Genomic DNA, 25,715 nt, shown 5'->3' with positions numbered 1-25,715 from the left:
GCTGATACGGCGGACGATGGAGCAGTGCGCAGATGAAAAGCGTAGGCTAAATTCAGAAACGCGCGCTACATTGTTTACTAGAACGCTAACAGGCGTTGGATGGTATCCGAGTGCCAAGCGCTGGCTGGCAACCGGCGTTATTCGAACAAGACTATAGGCAAGGGATGCGCGCTAACCACCATTCGTTGTTACGGAGCCTGCGATTGTTGAAATCGGGCGGCGGTAGCCGACTAAAATGGGTCGATAGACCATTGAATTAGGCCGCCGACGATCGGCTAAGCTCGGCCATTACCGTCCAACCAAGGCCATTGCACCGCCAGCACGTCGCGATACAAAAACAGAATGGCCGACAAAGCCTGATTTTGCGTGGAGCTGGAGCCATGCCGCTCGGTTGCCAGATAGGTCAAGAACCGTTCGACTTCGGCCGCGCCCATCTCCGTCGGATGACACTCGGCGTTAACAAAATAAATTGCTTAATCCAGTAGACGTAAGTATCCTCGGTACTCAGACTGTAGTGCTTGAAACGAATTTTATCGCGTACCTGATCCAGTCGTTTTTTTGGCGGTGCCGATGTCGTATTTGTTTCCATAACATGTCCCGTTTGCCCGAGCGAATTCTTTCACAAACAATAACTTGCCATCATGAAAAAAGGATTATACGACATTATGCCCTGGATTATAGGACAAGCGATGTCGTATACATTACGTTAGCCACCCTCATGGAATCGCCCGCAATTACCTTCGCTGGCCTAGTTCTTAGGCCATTTTCTGACTCAGATGCTGAGGCATTTACCTTCGCGGCGCTTGAATCTGTTGAAACGGTAGGCCGCTGGATGCCATGGTGTACTAGCGACTACAGCGCCCGTCGCGCGCTCGAATGGTTTGCTACCTGCCGCACTACTCGAGACGCTGGCACCGCATTCGAATACGGCATTTTTTGCCAAGACTCTGGCGATTTTCTTGGTGGAGCGGGTCTCAATGAAATCAGGCAGCAGCACAAGTTTTGTAACCTCGGTTACTGGGTACGCAAGTCAAGGCAACGTCAGGGGGTCGCATCTCGCTGCGTGCAAGCGCTTTCCGCTCACGCGTTTCACCAACTCGGGTTGCATCGCGTCGAAATCGTAGTCGCCGTCGGTAATCTTGCTAGTGAAGGCGTCGCAGTGAAGTCCGGCGCCATTCGTGAGTGCATAGCTCGTAATCGTCTCTACATTCATGACAAGCCGGTGTCCGCCCATGTCTTTTCACTTGTTCCGTAGTAATCCTGTGCGGTGGCTAACCCATCATTCCACCGGACCTGCGCAAAAAGCCGCGCAGGCCAGTGAATTCAAACGTTATGCGTCCTGAAATCGCGAACCTCGTACAGCTCGGCACTTTGCCATCAGAGCGCGGAGCTTCACCTGAGCTCATACAGCAGTTTGAACAATGCTATCGTGCTATCAGTCGTCCTGTCAGCGACGAAGAGGCTCGAGCTTTAGTCACGCTTTTCGGCAATGATGGTTGCTTTGGGCTCGCATCTTCGCTAGTACATCTCATCGAAACAGCCCCTGGCTGGCCTCTCGTAGACTGCTTGGCGAACACTGATAATGAGTGGGTGGCCGAGTTGCGCCAGCGCGCACTCCGTGGCGGGCATCTTCTATGATCGTCCGCCTTGGAAATGGCGCATAACATGGCGCTCAACCTCGCCCCCTTCGGTCGCTGGACGCTGCGCGATAAAACCGCGCAGCGCCGGTTAGCTCTACGTTAGAGCGTATGCGCCTCAGCAAAGTGACTTATCGAGTTTTTGAGAGAGAGGCTGAAGGTCCGTGGGCAGCTGAAGCGACGGCCTGGCATCAGCTTGACGGAGAGATCATGCTCACCGTCACCGACGGTAAACGCGAGTACATCTCTTGGGGAAGCGAGCCAGAGCAATACTGCATTCAAAGAAAGAACAAAACATCTTTTTCGCCTGATGTGCTGTGTGAAGTCGATATGACCGAACACCCCTATTGGAAAGGGCTTGAAGGGCAGACAAACACACATGAGTTCGCTGACAAACTCCACCAAGTACTGGTCATCCGTAATGGAGAAAACTCTGTTTTTCTTTCGTCGCAATACGACGACGGCACATTTTTAGGAGATTGTGTTCGTGTCTCTAAATCAAATCCGCTCTAACCCTACGCTCAAGTTCGCTCCCTTTGGTCGCTGGGACGCGCCTTCGGCGCGCCCCTTAGCTGCACGTTCGGCGTCACCACAATGAAGCGCAGATTCCTTATGGCCAGTTTCTTCTCTTTCATTGCTGGGCTCCTTTCACCGGGGGCCAGCGCTGTCGGCTATAAGGTGGCGGACGTATATTCTGGGCTGCGCAACATGGTGCTCAGCGCGAAGCCAGATACCATTGGCGTTGAGCTGAAAGATGCCAACGAAGTGTGGGGCGTCGTAATGGAAACTGGCTATCCGGAGGCTGTTGCTTCCCTTGTGGCATTAGCCGACGGGACGGTCAGTCTCTATTTCAGCAATGGCGGCGGCATCATCGGGCTTGGCCCACATGCTGGTCCTCATCGTGCGGCTCAGTCTTTTCTCGCAACCTCACAGCAATTTTCTAAGCAGGTACAGCCGACCAAGAGCTACCCCTTGCCCAAGCCTTCATACACGCGCTTCTATTTGCTCACTGGCAATGGGGTACTGACAGCCGAAGCCAAAGAAGATGACCTTGGCAACAATCGCCTCCCTCTCTCACTACTCTTTTACAAAGGGCATGAGCTAATTTCAGAAGTCCGGGCGGTTGATCAACAACTTCGCGCCGAACAAGGCGCTCCAGAGGGACGCTCCGCCGGCAAGCCGGCTACGCGCCCCTGAGCTCTACGTTGGGCGTCAATAGTGGCACGCTGAGAGAACAAACAATGGGCATTTCAAAGTACGACGTCGAAGTACGAGATAGAGCTATCACTGAGTCAAAAAACCCCGCCAGTTTTCTCGACGCAGTGTTCTGTATCCATTACTACAACTACGAGACAAAGCACTGGGGGCCGCTACCGAAACTCCCGGACATCACACCCGAAGAAGTGTTCGGAGAGTTTGATCAGGCTGAGTACCAGACTTGCCTAGAGAAGTCGAAAGCGTTGCTGCTCAGTACGGCTTATGTTGGCGAATCTGCTCATAAATATCCGGGGGCCATGCCATACGAAGCGGCATTGGAACGTATGCGAAAGGAAAATCCCGGATTCAGTCCTGTTGCTTATGAGCGAACGGCCTATCGCGCGATGGTGGCTATGAGATGAAATACGACTCCATCGACGCCCAACCCATCCATCAACACGGACGCTGCGCGATGAAGCCGCGCAGCGCCGGTTATGTCAAACGTTAGGGGTCATTGGTGCGCGCATTTTTCGCCTCGCTCTGCATGTTTGTCATTGTTGCCATTTCCTCTTCAGCTTCGGCCGCGGAGACCAGCTTCAATGGCACGTGGTCTATTGATCTGCGCTCAAAAACAGAACAAGAGAGTCGTGTTGAGTGTGGGTTAGCCACATTCGTACTTGTGCAAAACGGAAACAGGATCTCCGGTGACCACACATTTTCAACGCCAGGCTGTGGCCGGCTAAACGAGGGCGGCGAACGTACGGTCAAAGGTGTGGTGGTTGGCAATACAGCAGTTCTTGTTGTCACCAGCGGGCGCAACGGTGCCGTTGTCATGGGCAAGGCCACTAAAGACGGTACGTTTTTGCTTTGGCAAACGCTGGAAGAGATAAGACAAGGTGAGCCTGAGGGTGATTCACCGCTCATTCTAGGAAAAGGGCGACTGGCTCGGCAGCAAGCGCATGAAAACAACCCCTAACATGGCGCTCAACCCCGTTCGCTTCGCTCTCTGGACGCAGCGCGATAAAGCCGCGCAGCGCCGGTTAGCTCTACGTTAAGGAGTTGATGTGCCAAAGAAGGGGACTTTGATATTTTTCTGCGGAAAAATGGGGGCTGGAAAATCCACTTTCTCAAAGAAAATTTCCGCAGAACGTAATGCCGTCCTCATTTCCGAGGACGAATGGCTTGAGGCCCTTTATCCAAACCAGATTTCAGCATTCGAAGACTATTTAAAATACTCTGGCCAAATGAAGCCGTTGGTAAAGTCACACGTGGCAGGCATTCTAAAAGTAGGCACTAATGTAGTCATGGACTTTCCTGCAAATACTCTGAACCAGCGCCAATGGTTCCGAGACCTGATTTCCGAGGCTGGTTGTCCCCATGAACTCATTTACCTTAAGGCAAGTGACTCACTATGCATCACCCAAATCGCGCAGCGACGCGCCGAACAGCCATCCCGAGCCACATTTGACACAGAGGAAACATTCCAATTTGTTACAAAGTACTTTCAGGAGCCCCAGCTAAATGAAGGTTTCAATACAACTGTCGTGGCGAAAGACGCATAACCAGGCGTTGCAGTGGATGCCCACGCTCCGCCGATTTTGCGCAATGTGCTACGCACATTTTATTGCGCAAAACCGGCTCCGCTCCGGTCACCACTGAACTTGGCGTTATGCATCGGAAGCCAAATGATCGATCACGTGATTTTTGAAAGATTGCGAGACCTTGGCGCTGGGGAGTTTGAGCATTTGAATGGAACCCTACTCAGTCATCTGATAGGAACCCACGATTTGTTACATCGTTGGGGAGCAAATGAAGTTCTATGCAAGGCGGGTCTCTATCATGCCGTGTATGGAACTGATGGCTATGATGGGAAATTACTTGCCCTAAATGAGCGCTTGCAAATACAGAAGTTGGTCGGCTCGGAATCTGAAGAGGTTATTTATATGTATTGTGCTTGCGATAGAGACTTCTTCTGGCCCCAGTTCGGGATGGTTAAGAATCCAGTTTTTCGAAACAGATTTTCTTGCGAAGAATATGTGCTAGCGAATGATGCGCTCAAGAAATTCTGCGAATTGACAGCTGCCAATGAATTAGAGATTGCTGGCGGAAGCACTCAATTTATTGACCAATATGGGGCTGGCTTACGGTCTCTTTCTATGCGAATGAAACCATATTTAAGCAACCCAGCTTACGATTTTTTCATACAGACACTAGGTGAAGCAAATGGATAATACGTCGCTCAAAGGGACGCTCCCCTTAGCTACGCGCCCCTTAGCTTGGCGTTATACATCAATAGACATTAGGACTTGAGTTTAGAGAGAACCAAAGAATGAATGCGTACCTGATATTGGATTTATCAATCAACAATTTTGAGAGCTTTCGAGAATATATCGAAAAAATACCTCTATTTATAAAAAAGCATGGTGGTAGATATATCGTGCAAGGAGTGGAGCCTGAGGTAATGGAAGGTGACTGGTGCCCGGAACGTGTTGTAATTCTTGAGTTCCCCTCAAAAGAAAACGCAAAGGAATTTTTAGGGGATACTGAGGCTCAACCGTTATTCTCAATACGACATAAATCTACAACCAGTAAGCTAATCCTAGCTGAGGGATGTTCTTAAACTATGCCGCAAAATGTATAACATGGCGCTCAAGCGGGACGGTCGCAATCGCGCCAGCCCCTTAGCTTTACGTTGGGCCACTATCTCTGATCGGACTTTTCCATGAAACTGTTTCCGCTACTCGTCGGCGGTGTTGTCGCTGGACTCATAATTGTTGCCGGTGAGGCAGTCCTGAATTTGGTCGTTCTCGCTGACGAATGGGTCTATCTGTTCTCGCGCTTTTCCCTTCCTCAACCAACCCCACTCGTCGCAGTACAGGGACTACTTAAGCTGCTTCTCCTTGGCATCTTTTCTGTCTGGCTGGCGGCTACTCTTAAGTCTGCGTTTCCTAACCCCTGTCGTGCGGGTGTCGTATCGGGCCTTTGCGTTTGGTTTCTGGTCTGGGCCTGGGTACAGTGGGGAATGTTGCTCGCCGGTTACGTTACGACATACGTTGCTGCAATTACGGTCGCGTGGGGTTTTGTCGAATTGCCTTTTGCTATATGGGCAGGCACATGGGTGCACTGGCGACTAAACGGCGGGTTGCGGTGAAAGTGCTTTCGTGTGTTTTCGGCAAGTGGCCCCCGGCAGTCGAGCGGGCCTGCGCAAAAGGCTGCGCTGGCCGCTCACTTCTGTATTAAGCAATATTGGAGAGCTTATGACTAAAAAACTTGAAGGTTCTTGCCACTGCGGTGCGGTACATTGGATATTCGATGGAGTACCCGAGTCGGCTACTGCCTGCAACTGCACAGTCTGCCGACGTTATGGCGTATTGTGGGCATATGACTTCGAAAACGAAGGCATAACTGTTTCAGGTCAAACTAAAATTTACACTCGTGGAAAGTCCATCGAATTCCATTTCTGCCCTAACTGTGGCTGTGTTGCGTACTGGCGAGCACAAGCAATTGACAAGGAAGGTCGCCGCAGAATTGCCGTCAACTTGCGTCTAACCGAACCAGAACCTATTGCCAAGCTACCTATTGACCACTTTGATGGACTGGATTCATTCGATGACTTGCCACGGGATGGGAAATGTATAGGCGACTATTGGTTTTAGCGAGTAGGATGGGTAGAGGCGGTAGCCGAAACCCATCGACAATTGCCGGAATATGACTAACTATCATCGCCACAAACGCAAAGGCGGGATTTACTTTTTTACTGTCAATATTGCGGACAGGCGGAAAACGCTGTTGACCGAACGAATCGATGTATTGCGAGACGCGTTTCGGCAGGTAAAAGCGCTTCATCCGTTTACTATGGATGCCATCGTGATTTTGCCGGACCATCTTCACACCATTTGGACATTACCGAAAGGCGACGACGACTTTAACTTACGCTGGCGCCAAATCAAATCGGCATGTCATCGTTCCCACGCTCCCGCGTGGGAACGTAACAGCACCGCTCCAGCGGTGCGTATCGGGACGCAGGAGTGTCCGCCTCAGCATTCCCACGCCGGAGCGTGGGAACGATAAAATCCGCATTTTTACCAATCGCTCCGTGCTGAGCGAATTTTTGCCAGGAGTCACCGAAGCGGACTATCAGGGGCTGGTGGTGGATGCGATCAAAAATGCCGTTCGCCAAGCAAAGCCGAAGCGCGGCTTAGGCTCGCGGCCACCCCGAAACGGGCCGCGATGCGCGGCGCCGGGCCCTATAACATTGCCAAGCAGCGTGAATTCCTGACATAGTATCGGCCAACCAACCTTACCCGAACGCTGTCATGGCTGAACTCCAATCCAACGAAGCGGTCGCCTTATCTCCCAACGATAGCGCCGTCATCAAGACCCTGGAAATGTACCAGGCCATTATCACCCGGATGGCCGGCAATAGCGCCGCCTGTAAGCAATGGTGCATACCCTTGGTGACCGTCATTTTGGCGTTCGCGGTCAAAGAGAGTAAGGCGCAATTGATCCCACTGACATTAATTCCACTGTTGATCTGCTATTTGCTGGATGCTTATTATCTAATGCTGGAAAATCGTTTCCGGGCGGGGTTTCAGAAAGCCGCCGCCAAGGTGGCCGAAGGCACCTTCAAGCAGCAGGATTTGTTCCAGTTATTGCCCGCCGGTAGCCGTCGCGGTCTACTCTGGAAAGCTTGCACTTCGCCGGCGACCTGGCCGGTTTACTTGGGTTTACTGGCTTTGTTGCTAACGAGTTTTAAATTGACCGTCGGCAGTTGCTGGCATGTCTGATTACCCTATCCACGCCTATTTGTCGTATCGCTGCAAGCTCCAGCGGGATATTGACGCCCGAAATAAGCTGAAAGCAATCTGTGAAATGCAGGGTATCAAGCTGGTGTACGACGAGGATGAAACTAAGGAAGGCGACAGTTTGATCGAATTCATGGACGATTTGACCTCGGCCCGATTTGTGTTTTTGTTCTTGAGCCCGGAGTACTTCCAATCCGCGTATACCTTGTACGAGCTCGTCAACATTAACGAATGGGCTGAGATTGAACAGCGTTTTATATTGCCGATACGCATCAGCCCGGCTATGACCACCTATCAGTGGACAGCAGCCAAGACATATTTTGAAAATAACGATGCGATCCGGAATGAGTTTAAGCGTCTTTTGAAAGCGCAGGACCAGTCAACAGGCGATCTGTGACAAAGAATCGATGCAGCTTGGAAAGAATTGATTTTTCCTTACCTGGATGACAAACATACCGATTTGACCGACGTTAACAGTTCGGATTTACTGAAAGATTACGTCGGGGAAATCAAACAGTTAATCCAGAAAGCGATCGACACGGAAACCCTGAAGCTCCAAAAAACTGTTACGGATAAAATAATTAGAATACTTAATTTCAAACAGTTACGTGCGGAGTTGTTTCGCGACGACTTAGAGCTAAGTGATAGTGCAACCGAGCGGGAGATTGCACAGAAGATGGTTGCTAATGAAGTCAGGCAGGCTTTGGCAACCTTAATTCGAGTTACTAGGCGTCAAAAGTTAATGTTGGGAAACAACCAGAATGCTTGGGCGCTTGTTCATGCTGATGCGGAAGCCATTTGTAGTTGGATACTTTTAAATAGTGTCGATCCTGTTTGGTGGTTCCACAATCGCATCGGCATGGAGAAAAATCAGAAGGCTAGTCTTGCTCGGACATTGTTACTAGACGACCCGGAATTTTACGAAGTGATTATTTCCAGAGCGGTGCCGGTAGCGGCTCAATATCGGCTAACGGACAACAAGGTTCATTCGGCAGGAGGGGAAATCGATTTACTGGTATTCGATGCAGCCCCAGATGCCTATCAAGAACAATTACTTATAGCGCTTTACAAAAAATTAATCGGATCTTTACCGTCCACTTATACACTGGCTGAACTTAAAGAGGCTATTGTTTCCAGGGTGAATAATGAATATTTAAACCGCCGGAGTAAACCGGTGTTTTATTTTGTTTCCCAGGACCTTATGAAGGCCTATGTCGATTGTTTCCAGCAGATGACGGATAGATTGAAGGGCAAAGTCCAATTTGTTTGCTGCGAAAGGGCGATCGGCCATGCTAAAGGCAAGGCTTCTCGGGAAAACCAAACCGATTTGCTCGATCAAGTCGCCATTCTGTTGTCGTTACTAAATTAATTCTTGGAACCGGCCATGTCCGAATTACTACCATTTAACCGCTTCAAACCCGAAAATCTGAAAATTTCCAATCCAGTGCGCAAGCTCCACCATATCTTCGAAGACGCCGATTGCTATGCCTTATGGTCGGCTTATGCGGCCGGTCGGCCGTTGCTGGTACGCGGCAAGCCGGGTACCGGCAAAAGTCAGATGGCGCGGGCGATTGCCGAACAACTGGGTTGGGCTTTTGTTGCGGAAACGGTCAGAGGTTCGACCGAACTCAGCGATTTGCACTGGCATTTCGACGCCATCGGCCGGCTGGGCGAGGCGCAAAGTTTGGCGGTTGCCAAGGACCCCGATCTGAACAAGCTCGATCCGCCAAACTTTCTGTCGCCGGGTGCGTTTTGGTGGGCCTACCATTGGCCAACGGCGGAAGCGCAATACCAGCGCTGCCATACCCGCACCGCGCCTAAACCCTATTGTCCAGAAGGCTGGCATCAAGATACTGGCGGCGTGGTGCTGCTGCTCGACGAAATCGACAAAGCCGAGCCGGACTTGCCTAATGGACTGTTGGAAACGTTGGGCGAATACCGTTTCACCGTACCTTATGTCGATGCTCATGAACAAGCGGTCAATCCGGTCCAAGCCCAGCCTAAAAAAGTACTGGTGATTATCACCACCAACGAAGAGCGCGAACTGCCTAAAGCCTTCGTCCGTCGCTGTTTTGTGCACAACTTAAAAATGGAAGAATCGCCGGAAACGATTGATGTTGGCGACGAACAAACATTGCCCAAACGCCTGCATTGGTTGATGGAGCGGGGCCGTCTACATTTCGGTAAAACCATTGCCCAGCCGGTTTATAAGCAAGCTGCTGAATTGCTGTGGCGGGACCGCGACGACAACCCGCATACCCAATATCCGCCGGGTTTAGCCGAATACATCGATTTGCTTCAAGCGCTGAGTTCTTTGAGCCACGCAGAGCAAACTCAACGCTTGGAAAAGATCAGCCAATACGCCTTGAAAAAGGATTTGCATGATCCTGCGTTCAGTCCGGGGCTTCCCCAAAGATTCCCTTCGGCTTGATCATGGCTGATCGCGACGGCGCCTGGACTCGATTGGCCCTGATCCAAGCGGCAAACCAAGGCGGTGTCGTGCTGGAAAATGTCGCCGCGCATTGGGGCTACCGGCGGCAAGTGATCGCGATCGAGAAGCCCGAAGACAGTGACGCCGGAGAGACGGCATTCCGCGACGGGGACTTGGGCCGGGGCGGGCAAACGGAGGTCGAAGACAAACCCAAGCGCCCGCCGGCCCTGTTTCCCAGAATCCTACGCATCGAAACCCTGGAGACCCGGCGCGAGGATTGGCAAAAGCCGGCGTTTTTGTCCGACCCGACTATGGGCCTGCGCCCCGAAGATTCCCCGCCGGGGACTTTTGCCTTTGGTCCGCCGAAACCCTTGTTGCCGGTCAGGCGTTTGCTGCCGCTGTTGTTCAATGCCTTGAATCAAGCCAGATCCGCGCACACACTGGATGTCCGCCGGCTGCTGCGCCGCATCGCGCGCGGCCAAACGCTGCAAAAACTGCCCAAGGCCAAACAAGCCCGCTGGCCGCGGCGCCTGTTGATGATTATCGACGCCGATCAGGCCCTGGAACCCTATTGGGCGGATTTTGAATATTGGGTCAAGCAGTTACAAGTCTTGCTCGGCGACGAAGCCATGGCGGCCATTCGCTTCGACGATCGCCGTCTGGGCGAGCATCCCAGCTACGCGATGCGCTGGCCGGGCAAAGCCGACGAAGCCTGGTTTGTCTGGCAGCCGCCGGCGGTGGATACCGCCGTGCTGATTTTCAGCGATCTGGGCCAGCTCGACAGCCGCCGCGCGGTGCGTTGGCAGCGGCAACTGGCTGGGTTGCGGAGTCATCCGGCGCCGCTGCTTACGTTGAGCCCGGCGGCCTGCGCCGATGCCGAGTTATGGGATTGGCTGCGGCCCAGCCCGTATAACGATCGCAACCTCAACAGCCACCCGCGCCGCAATGGTTTTAATCTGCACGCATGGGCCAGTAACAGAGATTTGTCAGCCACGCACTTAAAACCCCTTCGCCTTTATGCCCTTGAGGGTAATGAGCCTGTCGAAGGGCCGACCAGCCCCGACTTCGAAAAGCCTGTCCCGAGCGTAGCCGAAGGGCTCAACCCGAACGGTACACTAAAGCCGAGTCAGGCAGGGTTAATTACAGCGCCCGATATCGATACGATTCTGGCCTGGCTGTCGGCGTTGCCGCTAATCGATGTCGGCTTGCTGCGTTTGTTGCGTCAAAATATGAATTGGGGCGACAGTAGTCTGGAAGGCATCATCTGGAACCACCCGCACCTGCGCCACATCGGTATCGGTATACGTGTTCGGGAAGCGCTCACCGAACGCTACCGGGCGATTTACCGACAGCGCTTGGACCGTGAGGACGATGCCAAGACATTTTGGGAATGCGTTTCCAAACATCACCACAACGCCTACGCCGGCCTGAAACATCTGGAAAGCCTGAACCGTTGCGGCTTGGAACAAACCGACGACCCCGTGATGCGCGATTACTTCGCGCGGCTGTGTAAAACGGTGCTGGACGAAAAGGCCGATCCAAGGCAACAAGCGCTATTGCGGCAGCAATGTCAAACCATACTGGATTCCCGCCCGAAATCGCTTTGGTGGAGCGATCTGAGCGAATTGTTATATCCCATTTACGCGGCGGTGCATGCCGACAAAATCAGGGCAGGGGAATGGCCCGAAGAACTGGAACCCGGCTTCGAGCCGGAGCGGCTACGTTGGTTTATTGAGACTAAACCAATGGACGCCAATACTGATATTGTTTTCCAGTTGCGCCAAGTCAATGCCGATGGCCTATTGGAATGCAAAATTTCGGAACGCAACTTTGCAGAAGTGGTCGCCGAGAAAAACCAGCCGCTAGTAAGCTTCGAAGCGAATCGCCGATTCCCGATTAAAATCCTCCGTAACTATGGCGGTGTTGAGCGGGTGTTCACGGCGTTTTCCGGGATGGAATTTTCCTTAACGGAAGGTGAAACCGTTGCCGTAGAAACGCGCGGGAAACGATTCGAATTCGACGTGATCCGCAAACCAAGCTGGGCTAGTCGAATCTGGTCCGGAGACGCCGATCATGAACACATCGGTTTGTTTGTCGAGTTGGATTGGGCCGGTAGCAAGCTTACCGGCAAATGGGGCAAAAAGTCGGAAAACTATGGTTGGCTATTACCCGAACCCTTCGGCGAAGACCAATACGGCCTCTACGCCGACCTCACCGTCAACCACGTCACCCAGCGCTTCCGCTGGATAGAGCCCGGCAGTTTCATGATGGGTTCGCCGCCGGACGAGGCGGAGCGGACTGACTATGAAACTCAACACCCGGTGACCTTGACCCAGGGTTTCTGGCTGGCCGACACAGCGGTTACGCAAGCCTTGTGGCTGGCGGTGATGCACAGCGAAAATCCCAGTTATTTCAAGGATAACCCAAATAATCCGGTAGAACAGGTGAGTTGGGAGGATGCACAAACCTTCATCGCCCGTCTGAATGAATCGGTGCCCGGCTTGCAGGCGCAATTGCCCAGCGAAGCGCAATGGGAATACGCCTGCCGTGCCGGTACGGCCACGCCGTTTTCATTCGGCGCCAACATCACGCCGGAACAGGTAAATTATGATGGTGACTATCCCTATGCCGGCGGCGAAAAGGGCCTGAATCGAGGAAAGACGGTAGCGGTGAAGAGCTTGCCGGCCAATGCCTGGGGGTTGTATGAGATGCACGGTAACGTCTGGGAATGGTGTGCTGATGCCTGGCAAGATAATTTGGGCGAAAGCGCCGTGGTCGATCCGTACACGTCGGGAGAGCCTGACGCCCGCCGTGTGCTGCGCGGCGGCTCGTGGTACTACTACGGCAGGAGCGTGCGTTCCGCCCTCCGTGCCCACCGCGCGCCGGGCAATCGCGACCACTACTTCGGTTTCCGGCTTGCCCTAGGTCATACTGAGCTCAAGCCAGGACCGGGCGGCGGAGCCGTAAAACCGGTGACGGCCAGGGACGCGCCCTGGCCGGACAGCGGCGTCGCGGAGCAGCCGCCGGCCGGACGGGGCGCGGCCTTGCTGGGGAAACTATTCGGCAAGGGGCGCAAGAAAAAATGAAATACCAATTCTTCCGCATCCCGGTAGCCGATTCGGCTCAGGCAGAAGCCGAATTGAATGCCTTTTGTGCGCAACACAAGGTCGCCAGCATCGACAAACAGTTTGTGGCTGCAGGTGCAGACAGTTGTTGGGCATTTTGCATCGCTTATTTGGAGAAAGCCGCGCTAAGCGATATTGGCAAACCCAAGCCCGCTAAAATCGACTACCGGGAAGTGCTCGACGAAGCCGATTTTGCGATTTACGCCCGACTGCGCGATCTGCGCAAAACCCTGGCGGATCAGGAAGGCACGCCACCTTATAACATCTTTACCAACGAACAACTCGCCGCGATGGTGCAACAGCGTATTCGCAGCAAGTCCGGGATTTTGAGCTTACCCGGCGTCGGCCAGGGTCGGGTCGATAAATATGCCGACGCTTTTCTCGCCTGCCTGCTGTTGCCACCCGCCAATTGTGCGCCGGACTCGGATCGACCTTGATGCCATCGCCGGCTGGGATAATCTGGCGACGGCGTTCCATAAAGCGGCCAGAGGCAAACGTTATCGCGCTGATGTACAGGCGTTTAGTGCGGATTTCGATGTCAATCTGCGGCAGTTGGCCAATGATATTGTGGCCGCTCGATTGCCGTACGGCGAGTTTCGCACTTTTAAAATTTTCGACCCCAAACCGCGTTTGATTCATGCCGCCTGTTTCGCCGACCGGGTTTTTCATCACGCGGTGATGAAATTAGCGGGCGGTGTGTTGGAACAAGCCATGTCACCGATCAGTTATGCCTGTCGATCCGGTATGGGCGTACATAAAGCCGTCAACCAGGTCCAGCGGCATCTGCGCCGCTATAGCTATTATTGCCAAATCGATATCGACGGTTATTTCGCCGCAATCGATCATGGCCGTTTACTACAATTGTTAGGCAGGCGCTTTAAAGGCGCGGACTGTTTGGCGCAATGGCAACGCATTGTCGGCTGCTATCAAGCGGCCCCAGGTCTGGGCTTGCCGATAGGTTCGCTAACTTCGCAATATTTTGCCAACTACTATCTGGATGGTCTGGATCGCTTGCTGACCAGCTTAACTGCGGTCCGCGCGGCGCTGCGGTATATGGACGATATCGTGTGGTGGTGCGATAGCCGCCAGGCTGCGCAAGAGACCTTGTTGACGGTGAAAGCTTGGCTCTGGCGGGAGCGTGGCCTGCAAGTAAAAACTAATGTGCAGATCCAGCGTAGCGCGCAAGGCATCAGTTACTGCGGTTTTCGGATTCTGCCGGGTTCGGTGCGTTTGAGCCGCCGCCGCAAGCGGCGTTATCATAGCCGGCGGCGGTATTGGGAGCAGTTGTATCGGGCAGACATCATCAGCGCCGTCCAATTACAACAAGCCTATGCTGCCGTAAAATCGATTACCGTCGGTACCGATTGCCGAAGCTGGCTACGGCAAAACTTACGCCGCTATCCGCCACTGACGGTATGATAAGAACGGGTGACGGATCGTTAACAGGCGGCGACCGTGTGCTGCGCGGCGGCTCGTGGAACAACAACGGCAGGAACGTGCGTTCCGCCATCCGTAACCACAACGCGCCGGACAATCGCAACCACAACATCGGTTTCCGGCTTGCCCTAGCTCAGTGTGCTTTGGATGAAGCGTAAATGACCAGATCGTCATCCGGTCTTGCGGGCAACCGCAAGCAAAAAGCCAGGTCGCCGGTATGCTAGTAAGGAACGCGGATGCTTCTTGAACGCTTGCCGGACGACCGATCTTTTCTAAACCTGAATTCGCCCCCTACCGTTAAATATGTATCGTAACCAGCTATCTCCACCCCTGTTTCCCTGCCCCTGGGCCTGCGAATGGGGCGAGGATGCTTACGGCTTGTGGCAGACCTTGAATTATGGCGGCGTACGGCAGGTGTTTCGCTGGATAGAACCGGGCAATTTTATGATGGGTTCGCCGGCGGATGAGGAGGAGCGGGAATGGTCGGGTGGCGGAGAGGGGACTGAAACACAACACCAGGTAACCTTGACCCAAGGTTTCTGGCTGGCGGACACCACAGTCACCCAGGCTTTCTGGCTGGCGGTGCTGGGCGGCGAGAATCCCAGCGGGTTTCAGGACAGCCCGGAACATCCGGTCGAACGAGTCAGTTGGGACGATGCTCGGCGCTTTATCGAAGCCTTGAACGCGGATGTTGCCGGCCTGAGCGCGCAATTGCCTAGCGAAGCGCAATGGGAATACGCCTGCCGGGCCGGCACCGCCACGCCGTTTTCCTTCGGCAACAACATTAGCCCGGAACAAGTCAATTACGACGGCAATTATCCCTATGCCGGCGCGGAAAAGGGCGTTTATCGGTGGAAAACCGTTGCGGTCAAATCCTTGCCGGCTAACTCTTGGGGTTTGTACGAAATGCACGGCAATCTCTGGGAATGGTGTCGGGATGTCTGGCAAGTGGACCTTGGCACGGCAGCGGTAGTCGATCCGCTGACGCAGGGTGACGGAACGACAGGCGGCGGCCGTGTGCTGCGCGGCGGCTCGTGGAACGACTTCGGCGGGGGCGTGCGTTCCGCCTTCCGTTTCCGCTACGCGCCGGACGATCGCGACCACCTCATCGGTTTCCGGCTTGCCCTAGGTCATACTGAGCTCGGGCCGGCGGCGGAGCCGAAATAAGCCAGGCCAGCCCGGCCGGACAGCGGCGTCGCGGAGCAGCCGCGGGCGGGACGGGCGGCCGGTTAATGCTGCTCGGTCGCCATCGGCGTAAAATAGGTTGTAAAAGAGGCGTTGTTCGGTTGTGCATCGTCTACAAAGTACGTCAGGTTCATTCAGAGGTAAGGATTTTTGTTTCCGCCAATTCGCTTGTTTGATTGGCGGATTACACCGAGTGCAGCGTCAACTTCAAACTACCATGCCGCGATGAAAACCCCCGCAAAAACCGTCGCCCCGGTCAGTTAGAGATTGTTGGTACCGCAGCCTTATTGTTTGCCGCGCAACGCAAAGGGTTGGTCGTGGATGCCGAGACGGTGATTGCACAACTCAATGGCGCCGGTTATCGAGCTTTCACCCAGCGTTGTGACCCAGCTAAAAAATGGAATGCCTTGATCGGCTATTCAAGAAGATGAACCGAACTCATCCCGGTCAGTGGTATTGAGTCCATGCCAAGCCTTTAGCGGCCGCCATCTCTGCGGTATCACTAAATTGCTTCGACGAGAGGCGTCAATGTAAAACCAGCTCTCACCCTTTATAATCCCCGCCTTTTCTACGATATTCACCGCACCATGTCCGTTCACGACACCCTGAAACATCTCGCCAAAAATCTCCACGACTGCATGAGTGCCGACCGCCACGGTTTGAAGCGGCAATTGGATAGATTGCGCGGCGAGGCGGGGAAGGGCAAGGATGTAACTGGGCAAGTTCAGCAATTGGCGGAGAAAATCGAGCGTTCGGTGAGTCGCTGCAACCAGCGCCGGGCCTCGGTGCCGGTGATTAACTATCCGGATTTGCCGGTCAGCGGTAAGAAGGACGAGATTGCCGAGCTGATTAAAAACCACCAGGTCACCATCGTCTGCGGCGAGACCGGTTCCGGTAAGACCACCCAGTTGCCGAAGATATGCCTGGACATCGGTCGCGGTATCGGCGGCATGATCGGCCATACCCAGCCCAGAAGGATCGCGGCGCGCACCGTGGCCGACCGCATCGCCGAGGAACTGGGCCAGGCCATCGGCAACACCGTCGGTTACAAGGTGAGGTTTCACGACCAGACCGCGCCGAATTCATTGGTCAAACTGATGACCGACGGCATTTTGCTGGCGGAAACCCAGAACGACCGCTATCTGAACCAATACGACACGCTGATCATCGATGAGGCCCACGAGCGCAGCCTGAACATCGACTTTCTGCTGGGTTATCTGCGTTGGCTGTTGCCGAAACGGCCGGATTTGAAAGTGGTGATTACCTCGGCGACTATCGACCCGGAGCGCTTCGCCAAGCATTTTAACGGCGCGCCTATCGTTAACGTTTCCGGTCGCACCTATCCGGTGGATGTGCGTTACCGGCCTATCGAGTTGATCGAGGAAGACGACGAAACTTCCGCCGATTTGCAGCAAGCGATACTGGATGCGGTGGACGAGTTGTACCGGGATTTGCGCGGCGACATTCTGATCTTCCTCAGCGGCGAGCACGAAATCCGCGAGACCACCGAATCCCTGCGCAAATCGCATAACAACGGCCGCTACGAGGTGTTGCCGCTGTACTCCAAACTCAGCGTCGCCGAGCAGGAGCGGGTGTTCAAGCCCTCCGGCAACAAGCCGCGCATCGTGCTGGCGACCAACGTTGCCGAGACTTCGCTGACCGTACCGGGCATTCGTTGCGTGATCGATTCCGGTCACGCCCGAATTAGCCGCTACAGCGCCAAAAGCAAGATTCAGCGTCTGCCTATCGAGCGTATCTCCCAAGCCAGCGCCAACCAAAGGGCCGGGCGCTGCGGCCGGGTGGCGGAAGGGATTTGCATACGCTTGTATTCCAAGGAAGATTACCTGGCTCGGCCGGAATTCACCGATCCGGAGATTTTGCGCACCAATCTGTCGTCGGTGATTTTGCAGATGGCGGCACTCAAGCTCGGCGACATCGAAGAATTCCCGTTCGTCGAACCACCCGACGAAAAAATGGTGCGCGACGGCAAGACTTCGTTGTTCGAAGTCGATGCCTTGGATAAGCAAGGCAACTTGACCGACACCGGCCGCCAGTTGGCGAAGATTCCGACCGACCCGAAGCTGGCGCGCATGCTGCTGGCGGCGGCGCAATTGGGTTCGCTGCATGAGGTCGCGATCATCGTTTCGGCCCTAAGCATTCAGGACCCGCGCGACAAGCCGGCCGACAAACTGCCGCAAGCCGAGGCCAAACACGCCCAGTTCAAGGCCGAAGATTCGGACTTCCTGACCCTGCTGAATCTGTGGAATGCCTTCGAGGAACAGAAGAAACACCTGACCAATAGCAAGTTGCGTAAATACTGCCAGGACAACTTTTTGTCCTACATCCGCATGCGCGAGTGGCACGACATCCATACCCAGATCATGCAGGTGGCGCGCGGCGATTTGGGCTTAAAGACCGCCGGCAATCCGGCCAATTACGAGCAAATTCACATGGCGCTGCTGCCGGGCTTGCTGTCGAACATCGGTTTCCGCCACGAGCAATACGAATACCTGGGCGCGCGCGGCCTGAAGTTTTTCATCTTCCCCGGTTCCGGCCAACACAAGGCACGGCCGAAGTGGATCATGGCCGCCGAGCAGGTCGAGACCAGCAAGGTTTACGCCCGCACCGTCGCCAAGATCGAGCCGGAATGGATAGAAGCCTGTGCCCAGCATTTGGTCAAGCGCAATTATTACGATCCGCATTGGGAGAAGAACGCCGGCCGTTGCGGCGTGTTCGAACGCACCTTGTTGTACGGCTTGACCCTGACCGCCAAGCGGAAAGTGCCGTACGAAAACGTCGATCCGAAAGCGGCGCGGGAGATGTTCATCCGTCATGCGCTGGTTAATCAGGATTACCACTCCAACGCGCCGTTTTTTAAAGCCAACGAAAAACTGCTGGAGGAGGTCGGTTACATTCAGCACAAGGGCCGCCGCGTAGATTTGATCGAGGATGAGGAATGGCTGTACCAGTTTTACGATAAAAAACTGCCGGCCGAAGTGGTCAGCGGCATCGCGCTGGATCAATGGCGCAAAAAGGTCGAGCGCGACAACCCGAAGATTCTGTTTCTGACCAAGGAAGACCTGACCAGGAACGACGACAACCAGATCAACGACTGGGATTTTCCGGACAGCAAGAAGGTCGGGGATTTGACTATCGAATTGCATTACCGCTTCGAGCCGGGCCATGACGAGGATGGCGTCACGGCCATCATTCCGGTGCACCAGCTCAATCAGATTCGGCAGATGCCGTTCGACTGGCTGGTGCCCGGCATGCTGGAGGAAAAAGTCACGGCGCTGATCAAGTCGCTGCCCAAACATTTACGCAAGCACTTCGTGCCGGTGCCGAACACCGCCAAGGCCTGTCTGGAAATCGAGCCGGATTTCAAGGGTTCGGTCTACGAATGGCTGAGCAATCGTTTGCGTAAGCTGACCGGCGAAGCAATCCCACTCAACGAATGGCAGCCGGATCAACTGCCGGAACATTTGAAGATGAACTTCCGCGTCGTCGACGATGCCGGTCGGGCTATCGGTTATGGGCGTAATCTGGTCAAGCTGCAAGCCGAACACGCGACCAAGGCCGGCGACAGTTTCGACAAATTGGCGCAGGAAGAAATGAATCACACCGGCTGCATCGCCTGGGCCTTCGACGACTTGCCTGAAACCTGGCAGTTCATGCAAAAAGGCCAGAGCTTCATCGGCTTTCCGGCCATCGTCGATGAAGGCCAGACGGTCGGTGTGAAAATACTGGAAACCCAGCACAAGGCCGAGCTGGCTCACTTCTACGGCCTGACCAAGCTGTATCAGTTGGTTTGTAAAAAAGATGCGCAATACCTATTAAAAAACCACGGCGTGTCGCCGGCCTTGCAACTGGCCTACAACCAGCTGCCGGCCCATCCCTTACTCAAAGACCGCGCCGGCGGCGACTTCAAGGACGATGTGTTGCACGCGATCTTCGCGGCGGTATTCGTCGAAGGCCAGGCCATCCGCACTCAGCAGCAGTTCGAGGCCATTTTGGCGGCGAAAAAATCGACGCTAATGACAACGATGACCCAGGTCGGCAAGCAAATCGGCGACATCCTCGGCCAATACCAAACGCTGCGGAAGCGCTTGCAACAACCCGGCGTTGCGCCGGGCGTGCGACAGGACATCGAGCAGCAGTTGGAGTTATTACTCTACAAAGGTTTTTTGCGGCATACCCCGGCCGGGCAATTGGCGGCGATCGCGCGTTATTTGAAAGCCAGCGAATGCCGCTTGGATAAACAAAAGCCGGATTCGCCGGACGTACAAGGTCTGAACAGGTTGTGGCAGCATTACTGGCGGCATATCGAAAAACAGATGAAGACCTTGACGCCGACGCCCGAGCGGGAAAGCTTCCGCTGGGCCTTGGAAGAATTGCGGGTGTCGTTGTTCGCGCAACAGTTGAAGACGGCATTTCCGGTATCGGTGCAGCGTCTGGAAAAGCAGTGGGATCAGGGCGTTTAGGCCGGCAGGCATCGCGCTTTGTCGGCTTAGGCTAATGTTCGCGAATCTCGATTTGCCACGAAGAAGGTTATTCGCGAGCCAGGAGCGGTTTCAGCGGCGAAGCGGCGGGTTTTTCGGTGTTCGATTTCGGCGCGCGAATGCGGCTCGGCTCGGGTCGCGACCGATCGTTTAACAAACTATGTTAAATAACGGATATGAAATCCGGCAAATCCCTCGGCCCGGCTTGCGCTGAGCGCTGGCCGCGGCTTGCCCGGCAGCCGCCGGGTTCAATCAGAGGGTGTTGCCGGGCACGCGCGGATGCCGGCGGCCGGCGGTGCCCGGCAGGTGCGCCGGTTTAACCGCCCCGGCAGTATCGCACGACTCGATTTGTGGCATGAATATGGCTGGAGGTCCGGTTCGCCAATCGGATTCCGCCAGGTTCAGGCTCATGCGTTCATGACAGTCGACATCAGCAACTTGTATCAAAGTTACCGCAAGGAATTAATCAACCATTTGTCGTGCATCGTTAAATGCCCGGACACGGCTCAGGATTTGGTGCAGGACAGCTACATCATTTTGGCCAAAACTTCGATCGACACGCCTATCGAGCATCCGCGCGGCTTTCTGTACCGTATCGCCGGTAACTTGGCCTTGGATTATCTGCGGCATTCTAAGATCGTCGAACGCCACGTCGAAACCCATGTCGCCGACGAAGCGCAACATCCCAGCCCGGAGCAAGAAGTCGGCGCGGATCAGCGCCGAACCTTGCTGCATTTGGCGATCGCCGAACTGCCGCCGCGTTGCCGCGACGTGTTCATCCTGCACAAGTTACGAGGGCTGAGCTACCGGGAAATCGCGCAACGATTGGCGATTTCCGAAAGCGCGGTGGAAAAACATATTATCAAAGGCTTGCAGCATTGTCGGGACCGACTCGGTCCGCATTTTGGCCGGCCCGACTTCGACTGAGGATTCGGCGCCGATGGACGTCTTATCAGCGGCAGTCCCATGCCGTGCCCGCCGTTTTATAATGCCCCATGACCGATTCAGTACCCGATAACGCCAAGGCTCAAGCCGTTGCCGACCAGGCCATGCATTGGTTCGCGCGCTTGCGGGGTGATTCGGCATCGTCGACCGAGCGGGATGCGTTCGCCGAGTGGTACGCCGCCGATTCCGCCCATCGCGCCGCCTACGACGATATTGCCCGATTTTGGCAAGACGACGATTTGGCCGGCGCCTTGGCCGACTTTTCGATAAGTGCCTCGGCGTTGCCCGCGAGGCGGCGGGTTCGCTATCGCATGCCGCTGTTGGCGGTGGCGGCCAGTTTGGCGTTGGCGGCGGTGGTTCTGCGTCCCGGTTTGAGTTGCCTGCGCGCCGATTTCTGCAGCGCCGTGGGCGAAGTCCGCAACGTGGAACTGGCGGACGGCAGCCGGATCACGTTGAATTCCGACACCGCGCTGTCGGTGGACTATCGGGCCAGCGAACGCCTGGTTCATTTGGCGTACGGCGAAGCCTATTTTGAGGTCAGCCACAATCCGGAACAGCCCTTCGTGGTCGACAGCAAGCATTGCCGGACCCGGGTGTTGGGTACCCGTTTCATTGTCCGCGATGGCGTTGGCCACGACGAAGTCTCGGTGCTCGGCGGCAGCGTCGAAGTGGGGCAAGGTCGGCAAGTCGCGGCGGTATTGAAAGCCAACGACAGCATCGCGGTCGGCGCCGACCAAGACGGTGGCCGCCGCAAACTGGCGCCCGCTGCGATCGGCGCTTGGTTGAAAGGTAGTGCGGTGTTCGACAATGCCTCGTTAGCCCAAGTCGTCGCCGAGCTGAGTCGCTATCGTCGCGGCCGCATTTTAATCAAGGACGCCGCCACTCGCGAGCTAAAAGTCAGCGGCCGTTTCAATATCGCCGATACCGATCAGGCCCTCGAAGCCCTGCGGCAAACGCTGCCGATACGGCTATACAAACTGACGCCCTGGCTGGTCGTTATCGGTTGAATTGGCGAGGTAGGCACTGGCTTATGGCGCTTCATCGCGCGGGAATGCTCTCGGTCGCCGCGTTAGCGCCTACCTCGGCGGCCTGGGAAGCCGCCGTCTGGAAGGCGCGGCTTCGGCCGTGATCGATGGCGCGGAATTTGGCCGGGCCGTTACTTGCCGCAAATACGCCGCGCGCCGCTCCGGCGTAAATAGAAATCACCGAGAATATGTTTGCGCGACCTGAGGGAAACTCGTCGCCGCCCGTCTTCCAGTCAACCTCGAGGTTTTCGAGGATCTTTCGACTACATCAGGAGACACGCATGGCAATTCCGACTTTTCGTCCTATTACCGCGAATTTCGGCACCTCGATGGCGCTGGCCATCGCGGCGGCGCTGACCTCGCCGGTCGCCATCGCCGCCGAGCAGACGCTGGACTACGACATACCTCCGCAAGCGCTGAGCAGCGCGCTGAACGCCTACGCCGACGTCGGGAACGTCCAGCTCAGCTACCCGGCCGGTTTGACCAGCGGCCTGCATTCGCCCGGCGTTTCCGGAAAATGGTCCCCGCGACAAGCCCTGGAAAAATTGTTAACCGGCACCGGGATCAGCGCCAAAACTACCGCCAACGGCACGATCACGCTGGAAAGCACGGCGGAGCCGTCAAAGCCGGGGTCCTCGGCGACCACGCCAACCTTGCCCAGCGTGACGGTGACCGGGCAGGCGGCTTACTTGAGTAGCGATCCCTATAATCCGGACTATCATCGGCGCACGGCGTCGACCGCGACCAAAACTGATACGCCGCTGATGGAAACGCCAACATCGATTCAAGTTGTGCCGCGCGCGGTGCTGGACGATCAACAAGCCATCCGGCTGGACGAAGCCACCAAGAACGTTAGCGGCGTGCAGGCTCCCAGGCAGTTGGGCGTGCTGTTCGACAACTTCATGATCCGCGGCTTTACGACGCCGTCGTTCAATGTTTATCGCGACGGTCTGCGCCTGGCATTGCAATCCTTCGAAACGGCTAACCTGGACCAAATCGAGATCTTCAAAGGTCCGCCGTCAACTTTGTTCGGCCGCAGCGCGCCGGGCGGTCTGGTCAACATGGTCACCAAAAAGCCGTTGTTCACGCCGTATTATTCGATCGGCCAGCAATTCGGTTCTTACGATTTGTACCGCACCACGCTGGATGCCACCGGTGCGCTTAACGACGATAAAACGCTGGCTTACCGAATGAATTTTTCCTACATGGATGCCAATTCCTTTCGGGATTTCGTCGGCAGGGATCGGGTGTTCGTGGCGCCGCAACTGACTTGGAAGCCGAACGACGCGTTTGAAATCAACCTGGGTTATGAATACAAAAAGGACAATATTATCGGGGATAGGGGAATCGCGGCGGTAGGCAACCGGCCGGCCAACGTGCCGATCAGCCGTTTTCTTGGCGAACCGAGTTTCTCTTCGCAGCAAGCCGAAAGCCATCTGGGTCACTTAAGTTGGACCTACCATTTTAATGACGACTGGAAGATTCAACAGCGCTTCGCGGTGAACATGCTCGATACCTTTAACCGTAACATCGTGCCGATTTCCATGGAAGCCGATAACCGGACTGTCAATCGCGGTCTGTTTTACGGTTTGACCGAACGGGCCACCTATACCCAAGATTTAAATCTCAACGGTAAGTTCGATACCTTCGGCATTGGCCACAACGTGCTGCTTGGTTTCGATTACTATCGCTTTGAGGAAAGTCGGGGGGTGACCTTTCTGCCTGGCGCGGCTTTTATTCCCGCAATCGATATCTTTAATCCGGTATACGGCAACGTCAAGCTTCCAAACGACTTGGCTAAAAACAATTTCGTTATCGAAAATCAAGAATGGTTCGGGTTATATTTTCAGGATCAGGTCGATCTAACCAAAAATCTGCATTTTTTGTTTAATGGACGGCACGATTGGTCTACCGCAATCGCGGGATTCTCTAACTCGGCGATGCCGGAGGCCACAGCAGTAGCGGCGGAAAAATTCAGCCCGCGCCTGGGCTTGGTTTATCAACCGGTTAAATGGCTTTCCTTGTTTGCTAATTGGACCGAGGCTTTGGGGGCGTCCAATGGCCGATCAGCCGCCGGCTTGCCCTTGCCGGCGGAACTTGCCGAACAATTCGAAGGCGGAATCAAAACCGAACTTTTTGACGGACGTCTGACTGCATCGCTTGCCGCATATGAGTTGACCAAGCGCAATGCGCTTACCGACGACAGTTCCACCCCCGACCCGTCTGACCAAATCGCGGTGGGCGTGGCCCGCAGCCACGGTTTGGAATTCGATTTCTCCGGCGAATTGACCGACCGATGGAAAGTCATCGGCAGCTATGCCTACACGGACGCCCGGTATTTGCAAGACAATGGCCAATTCGGTGATGCGCCACTGGTCGGCAAGCGCTTGCCGAACTCCCCGGAACATTCCGCCAATTTATGGACCAGCTACCAAGTGACGGACGGTTTTAAAGTCGGCACCGGCGCCTATCTGGTCGGCAAGCGCCAAGCCAACGCGGCCAACAACTGGCAATTGCCGGGCTACGTGCGCTGGGACGCGATGGCGGCTTACCAATGGACGCTCGGCAAGTCTAGGATGACGGCGCAGGTAAACGTCAACAACATTCTCGACAAGCGTTACTATGCCTATGCCGACGAATTCGGGAATCCGCGCTTTGACGCGATGCCCGGCGAACCGACCACGATACTGGGCTCGCTGAAGGTTGAGTACTGAGACCTGGCTTGATTAATAACGGTCGTTTTAACAGGGGGAGGGCGGTCGTTTGTTCGTATGCGGCGGCCGGCCGACAACAAACGGGAGCAGGGATTTATTGGTTTGGCGGTAGGTAAAACCCAAGTTAAAAACGTCTTATCAGTATAAGCTTGCCGCGCGAAAGGACTATAAAATCATGAACTCACCCGCATCCGCCGTTACCGCCGCTCCAGTCAATGCCAACGCCAAAAGAACCGCGTGTTTGGAAGGGCTCAAGGCCCGCCGCAAACTCTGGCTGAAAGTCCATCTTTGGCTGGGTTTGAGTCTGGGTTTGTTTTTGGCGTTGATCGGCTTGACCGGCTCGGTCCTGGTATTTTGGCAGGAAATCGACCGGGCGCTGAATCCCGCATTGTACGTTTCGGCGCGCGCCGGCGGCGATCACCAGTCCCTGGACTCGATATTCGCGGCGGCCGAGCGCGTCGCGCCGCCGGCTTGGGAGTCGGCCTGGGCCGACGCGCCTACCGCGGCCAACGGCAATTATGTGTTCGGTTTTTATTACCCGAGCGGCAGCCAATCGCCCGAATCCGCGCAATCGTTGAATATCGCCATCGACCCCTACACGGCGGAGCCGGCCGGACGGCGGGTGTTTTATCACGCCAGCAATCCGCTGAAACACAGCTTGATGGGGTTTTTCTTCAAGCTGCATTATGCCTTGCTGTTGGGGGATACCGGCGTG

General features: G+C 55.1%; 26 protein-coding genes and 1 pseudogene. 26 read left to right on the top strand and 1 reads right to left on the bottom strand.

Annotated features, from left to right (window positions below; translation table 11 throughout):
- Window positions 1–275: 275 nt before the first annotated feature.
- Window positions 276–589: pseudogene (locus A1355_RS26510) on the bottom strand (phage integrase N-terminal SAM-like domain-containing protein).
- Window positions 590–718: 129 nt separating this feature from the next.
- Here A1355_RS26510 and A1355_RS24805 point away from each other — a divergent pair.
- From A1355_RS24805 to A1355_RS20185, 26 genes are all read left to right on the top strand, one after another.
- Window positions 719–1,255, top strand: coding sequence for a GNAT family N-acetyltransferase (locus A1355_RS24805; protein WP_082885677.1), 537 nt, complete (start codon window positions 719–721; stop codon window positions 1,253–1,255).
- A gap of 493 nt (window positions 1,256–1,748) precedes the next feature.
- Window positions 1,749–2,150, top strand: coding sequence for a hypothetical protein (locus A1355_RS20295; protein ID WP_064031105.1), 402 nt, complete (start codon window positions 1,749–1,751; stop codon window positions 2,148–2,150).
- A gap of 99 nt (window positions 2,151–2,249) precedes the next feature.
- Entirely contained in the window at window positions 2,250–2,834 is a 585-nt protein-coding gene (locus A1355_RS20290; protein ID WP_157197973.1) for a hypothetical protein, read from the top strand.
- 8 nt (window positions 2,835–2,842) lie between these two features.
- Window positions 2,843–3,256 carry a hypothetical protein gene (locus A1355_RS20285; RefSeq protein WP_157197972.1) on the top strand — a complete coding sequence of 138 codons (414 nt, stop codon included), beginning with the start codon at window positions 2,843–2,845 and terminating at the stop codon, window positions 3,254–3,256.
- A gap of 95 nt (window positions 3,257–3,351) precedes the next feature.
- The gene (locus A1355_RS20280; protein ID WP_157197971.1) at window positions 3,352–3,810 is read left to right on the top strand and encodes a hypothetical protein; all 459 of its coding nucleotides are present in this window, start codon (window positions 3,352–3,354) and stop codon (window positions 3,808–3,810) included.
- 88 nt (window positions 3,811–3,898) lie between these two features.
- Window positions 3,899–4,396: an AAA family ATPase gene (locus A1355_RS20275; RefSeq protein ID WP_064031101.1), complete on the top strand. Its 498-nt coding sequence runs from the start codon at window positions 3,899–3,901 to the stop codon at window positions 4,394–4,396.
- A 123-nt stretch (window positions 4,397–4,519) separates the two neighbouring features.
- On the top strand, window positions 4,520–5,065 hold the full coding sequence (locus A1355_RS20270; RefSeq protein ID WP_064031100.1) for a DUF6817 domain-containing protein: 546 nt from the start codon (window positions 4,520–4,522) through the stop codon (window positions 5,063–5,065).
- Window positions 5,066–5,163: 98 nt separating this feature from the next.
- Window positions 5,164–5,454: a DUF1330 domain-containing protein gene (locus A1355_RS20265; RefSeq protein ID WP_064031099.1), complete on the top strand. Its 291-nt coding sequence runs from the start codon at window positions 5,164–5,166 to the stop codon at window positions 5,452–5,454.
- 102 nt (window positions 5,455–5,556) lie between these two features.
- Window positions 5,557–5,985: a hypothetical protein gene (locus tag A1355_RS20260; RefSeq protein WP_064031098.1), complete on the top strand. Its 429-nt coding sequence runs from the start codon at window positions 5,557–5,559 to the stop codon at window positions 5,983–5,985.
- A 106-nt stretch (window positions 5,986–6,091) separates the two neighbouring features.
- Complete coding sequence (locus A1355_RS24800; RefSeq protein ID WP_082885675.1) at window positions 6,092–6,490, top strand: GFA family protein; 399 nt, start codon at window positions 6,092–6,094, stop codon at window positions 6,488–6,490.
- 52 nt (window positions 6,491–6,542) lie between these two features.
- Window positions 6,543–6,905 (top strand): REP-associated tyrosine transposase, encoded by a 363-nt coding sequence (locus A1355_RS26665; protein ID WP_396642255.1) that lies wholly within the window; start codon window positions 6,543–6,545, stop codon window positions 6,903–6,905.
- A gap of 245 nt (window positions 6,906–7,150) precedes the next feature.
- On the top strand, window positions 7,151–7,621 hold the full coding sequence (locus A1355_RS20250; RefSeq protein WP_064031097.1) for a hypothetical protein: 471 nt from the start codon (window positions 7,151–7,153) through the stop codon (window positions 7,619–7,621).
- The gene (locus A1355_RS20245; RefSeq protein WP_064031096.1) at window positions 7,614–8,036 is read left to right on the top strand and encodes a toll/interleukin-1 receptor domain-containing protein; all 423 of its coding nucleotides are present in this window, start codon (window positions 7,614–7,616) and stop codon (window positions 8,034–8,036) included. Before A1355_RS20250 ends, A1355_RS20245 begins: the two co-directional genes overlap by 8 nt.
- Window positions 8,037–8,063: 27 nt before the next feature.
- Complete coding sequence (locus tag A1355_RS20240; RefSeq protein WP_064031095.1) at window positions 8,064–9,008, top strand: hypothetical protein; 945 nt, start codon at window positions 8,064–8,066, stop codon at window positions 9,006–9,008.
- A 15-nt stretch (window positions 9,009–9,023) separates the two neighbouring features.
- Complete coding sequence (locus A1355_RS20235; RefSeq protein ID WP_157197970.1) at window positions 9,024–10,070, top strand: AAA family ATPase; 1,047 nt, start codon at window positions 9,024–9,026, stop codon at window positions 10,068–10,070.
- Between the two features lie 2 nt (window positions 10,071–10,072).
- Complete coding sequence (locus tag A1355_RS25840) at window positions 10,073–13,156, top strand: formylglycine-generating enzyme family protein (RefSeq protein WP_064031093.1); 3,084 nt, start codon at window positions 10,073–10,075, stop codon at window positions 13,154–13,156.
- A complete protein-coding gene (locus A1355_RS20225) occupies window positions 13,153–13,632 on the top strand; it encodes an HRDC domain-containing protein (RefSeq protein ID WP_064031092.1) in 480 nt (159 codons plus the stop codon). Before A1355_RS25840 ends, A1355_RS20225 begins: the two co-directional genes overlap by 4 nt.
- A complete protein-coding gene (locus A1355_RS20220) occupies window positions 13,607–14,614 on the top strand; it encodes a reverse transcriptase domain-containing protein (protein ID WP_064031091.1) in 1,008 nt (335 codons plus the stop codon). Before A1355_RS20225 ends, A1355_RS20220 begins: the two co-directional genes overlap by 26 nt.
- Window positions 14,611–14,790, top strand: coding sequence for a formylglycine-generating enzyme family protein (locus A1355_RS26660; RefSeq protein ID WP_157197969.1), 180 nt, complete (start codon window positions 14,611–14,613; stop codon window positions 14,788–14,790). Before A1355_RS20220 ends, A1355_RS26660 begins: the two co-directional genes overlap by 4 nt.
- Before the next feature lie 145 nt (window positions 14,791–14,935).
- On the top strand, window positions 14,936–15,799 hold the full coding sequence (locus tag A1355_RS20215) for a formylglycine-generating enzyme family protein (RefSeq protein ID WP_064031090.1): 864 nt from the start codon (window positions 14,936–14,938) through the stop codon (window positions 15,797–15,799).
- 194 nt (window positions 15,800–15,993) lie between these two features.
- Complete coding sequence (locus A1355_RS20210; protein WP_064031089.1) at window positions 15,994–16,248, top strand: DUF3368 domain-containing protein; 255 nt, start codon at window positions 15,994–15,996, stop codon at window positions 16,246–16,248.
- Between the two features lie 156 nt (window positions 16,249–16,404).
- Complete coding sequence (gene hrpA / locus A1355_RS20205; RefSeq protein WP_064031088.1) at window positions 16,405–20,298, top strand: ATP-dependent RNA helicase HrpA; 3,894 nt, start codon at window positions 16,405–16,407, stop codon at window positions 20,296–20,298.
- Between the two features lie 435 nt (window positions 20,299–20,733).
- On the top strand, window positions 20,734–21,243 hold the full coding sequence (locus A1355_RS20200; protein ID WP_064031087.1) for an RNA polymerase sigma factor: 510 nt from the start codon (window positions 20,734–20,736) through the stop codon (window positions 21,241–21,243).
- 68 nt (window positions 21,244–21,311) lie between these two features.
- Window positions 21,312–22,268 (top strand): FecR family protein, encoded by a 957-nt coding sequence (locus A1355_RS20195; protein ID WP_064031086.1) that lies wholly within the window; start codon window positions 21,312–21,314, stop codon window positions 22,266–22,268.
- A 299-nt stretch (window positions 22,269–22,567) separates the two neighbouring features.
- Entirely contained in the window at window positions 22,568–25,000 is a 2,433-nt protein-coding gene (locus A1355_RS20190) for a TonB-dependent siderophore receptor (RefSeq protein ID WP_197471860.1), read from the top strand.
- A gap of 175 nt (window positions 25,001–25,175) precedes the next feature.
- A partial coding sequence (locus A1355_RS20185; protein ID WP_197471859.1) for a PepSY-associated TM helix domain-containing protein occupies window positions 25,176–25,715 on the top strand: 540 nt, incomplete at its 3' end.

This window comes from Methylomonas koyamae, assembly GCF_001644025.1.
Classification (GTDB): domain Bacteria; phylum Pseudomonadota; class Gammaproteobacteria; order Methylococcales; family Methylomonadaceae; genus Methylomonas; species Methylomonas koyamae_A.
Note: the sequence above shows the minus strand (reverse complement) of the source record. Positions and strands in the feature narration are given on the sequence as shown.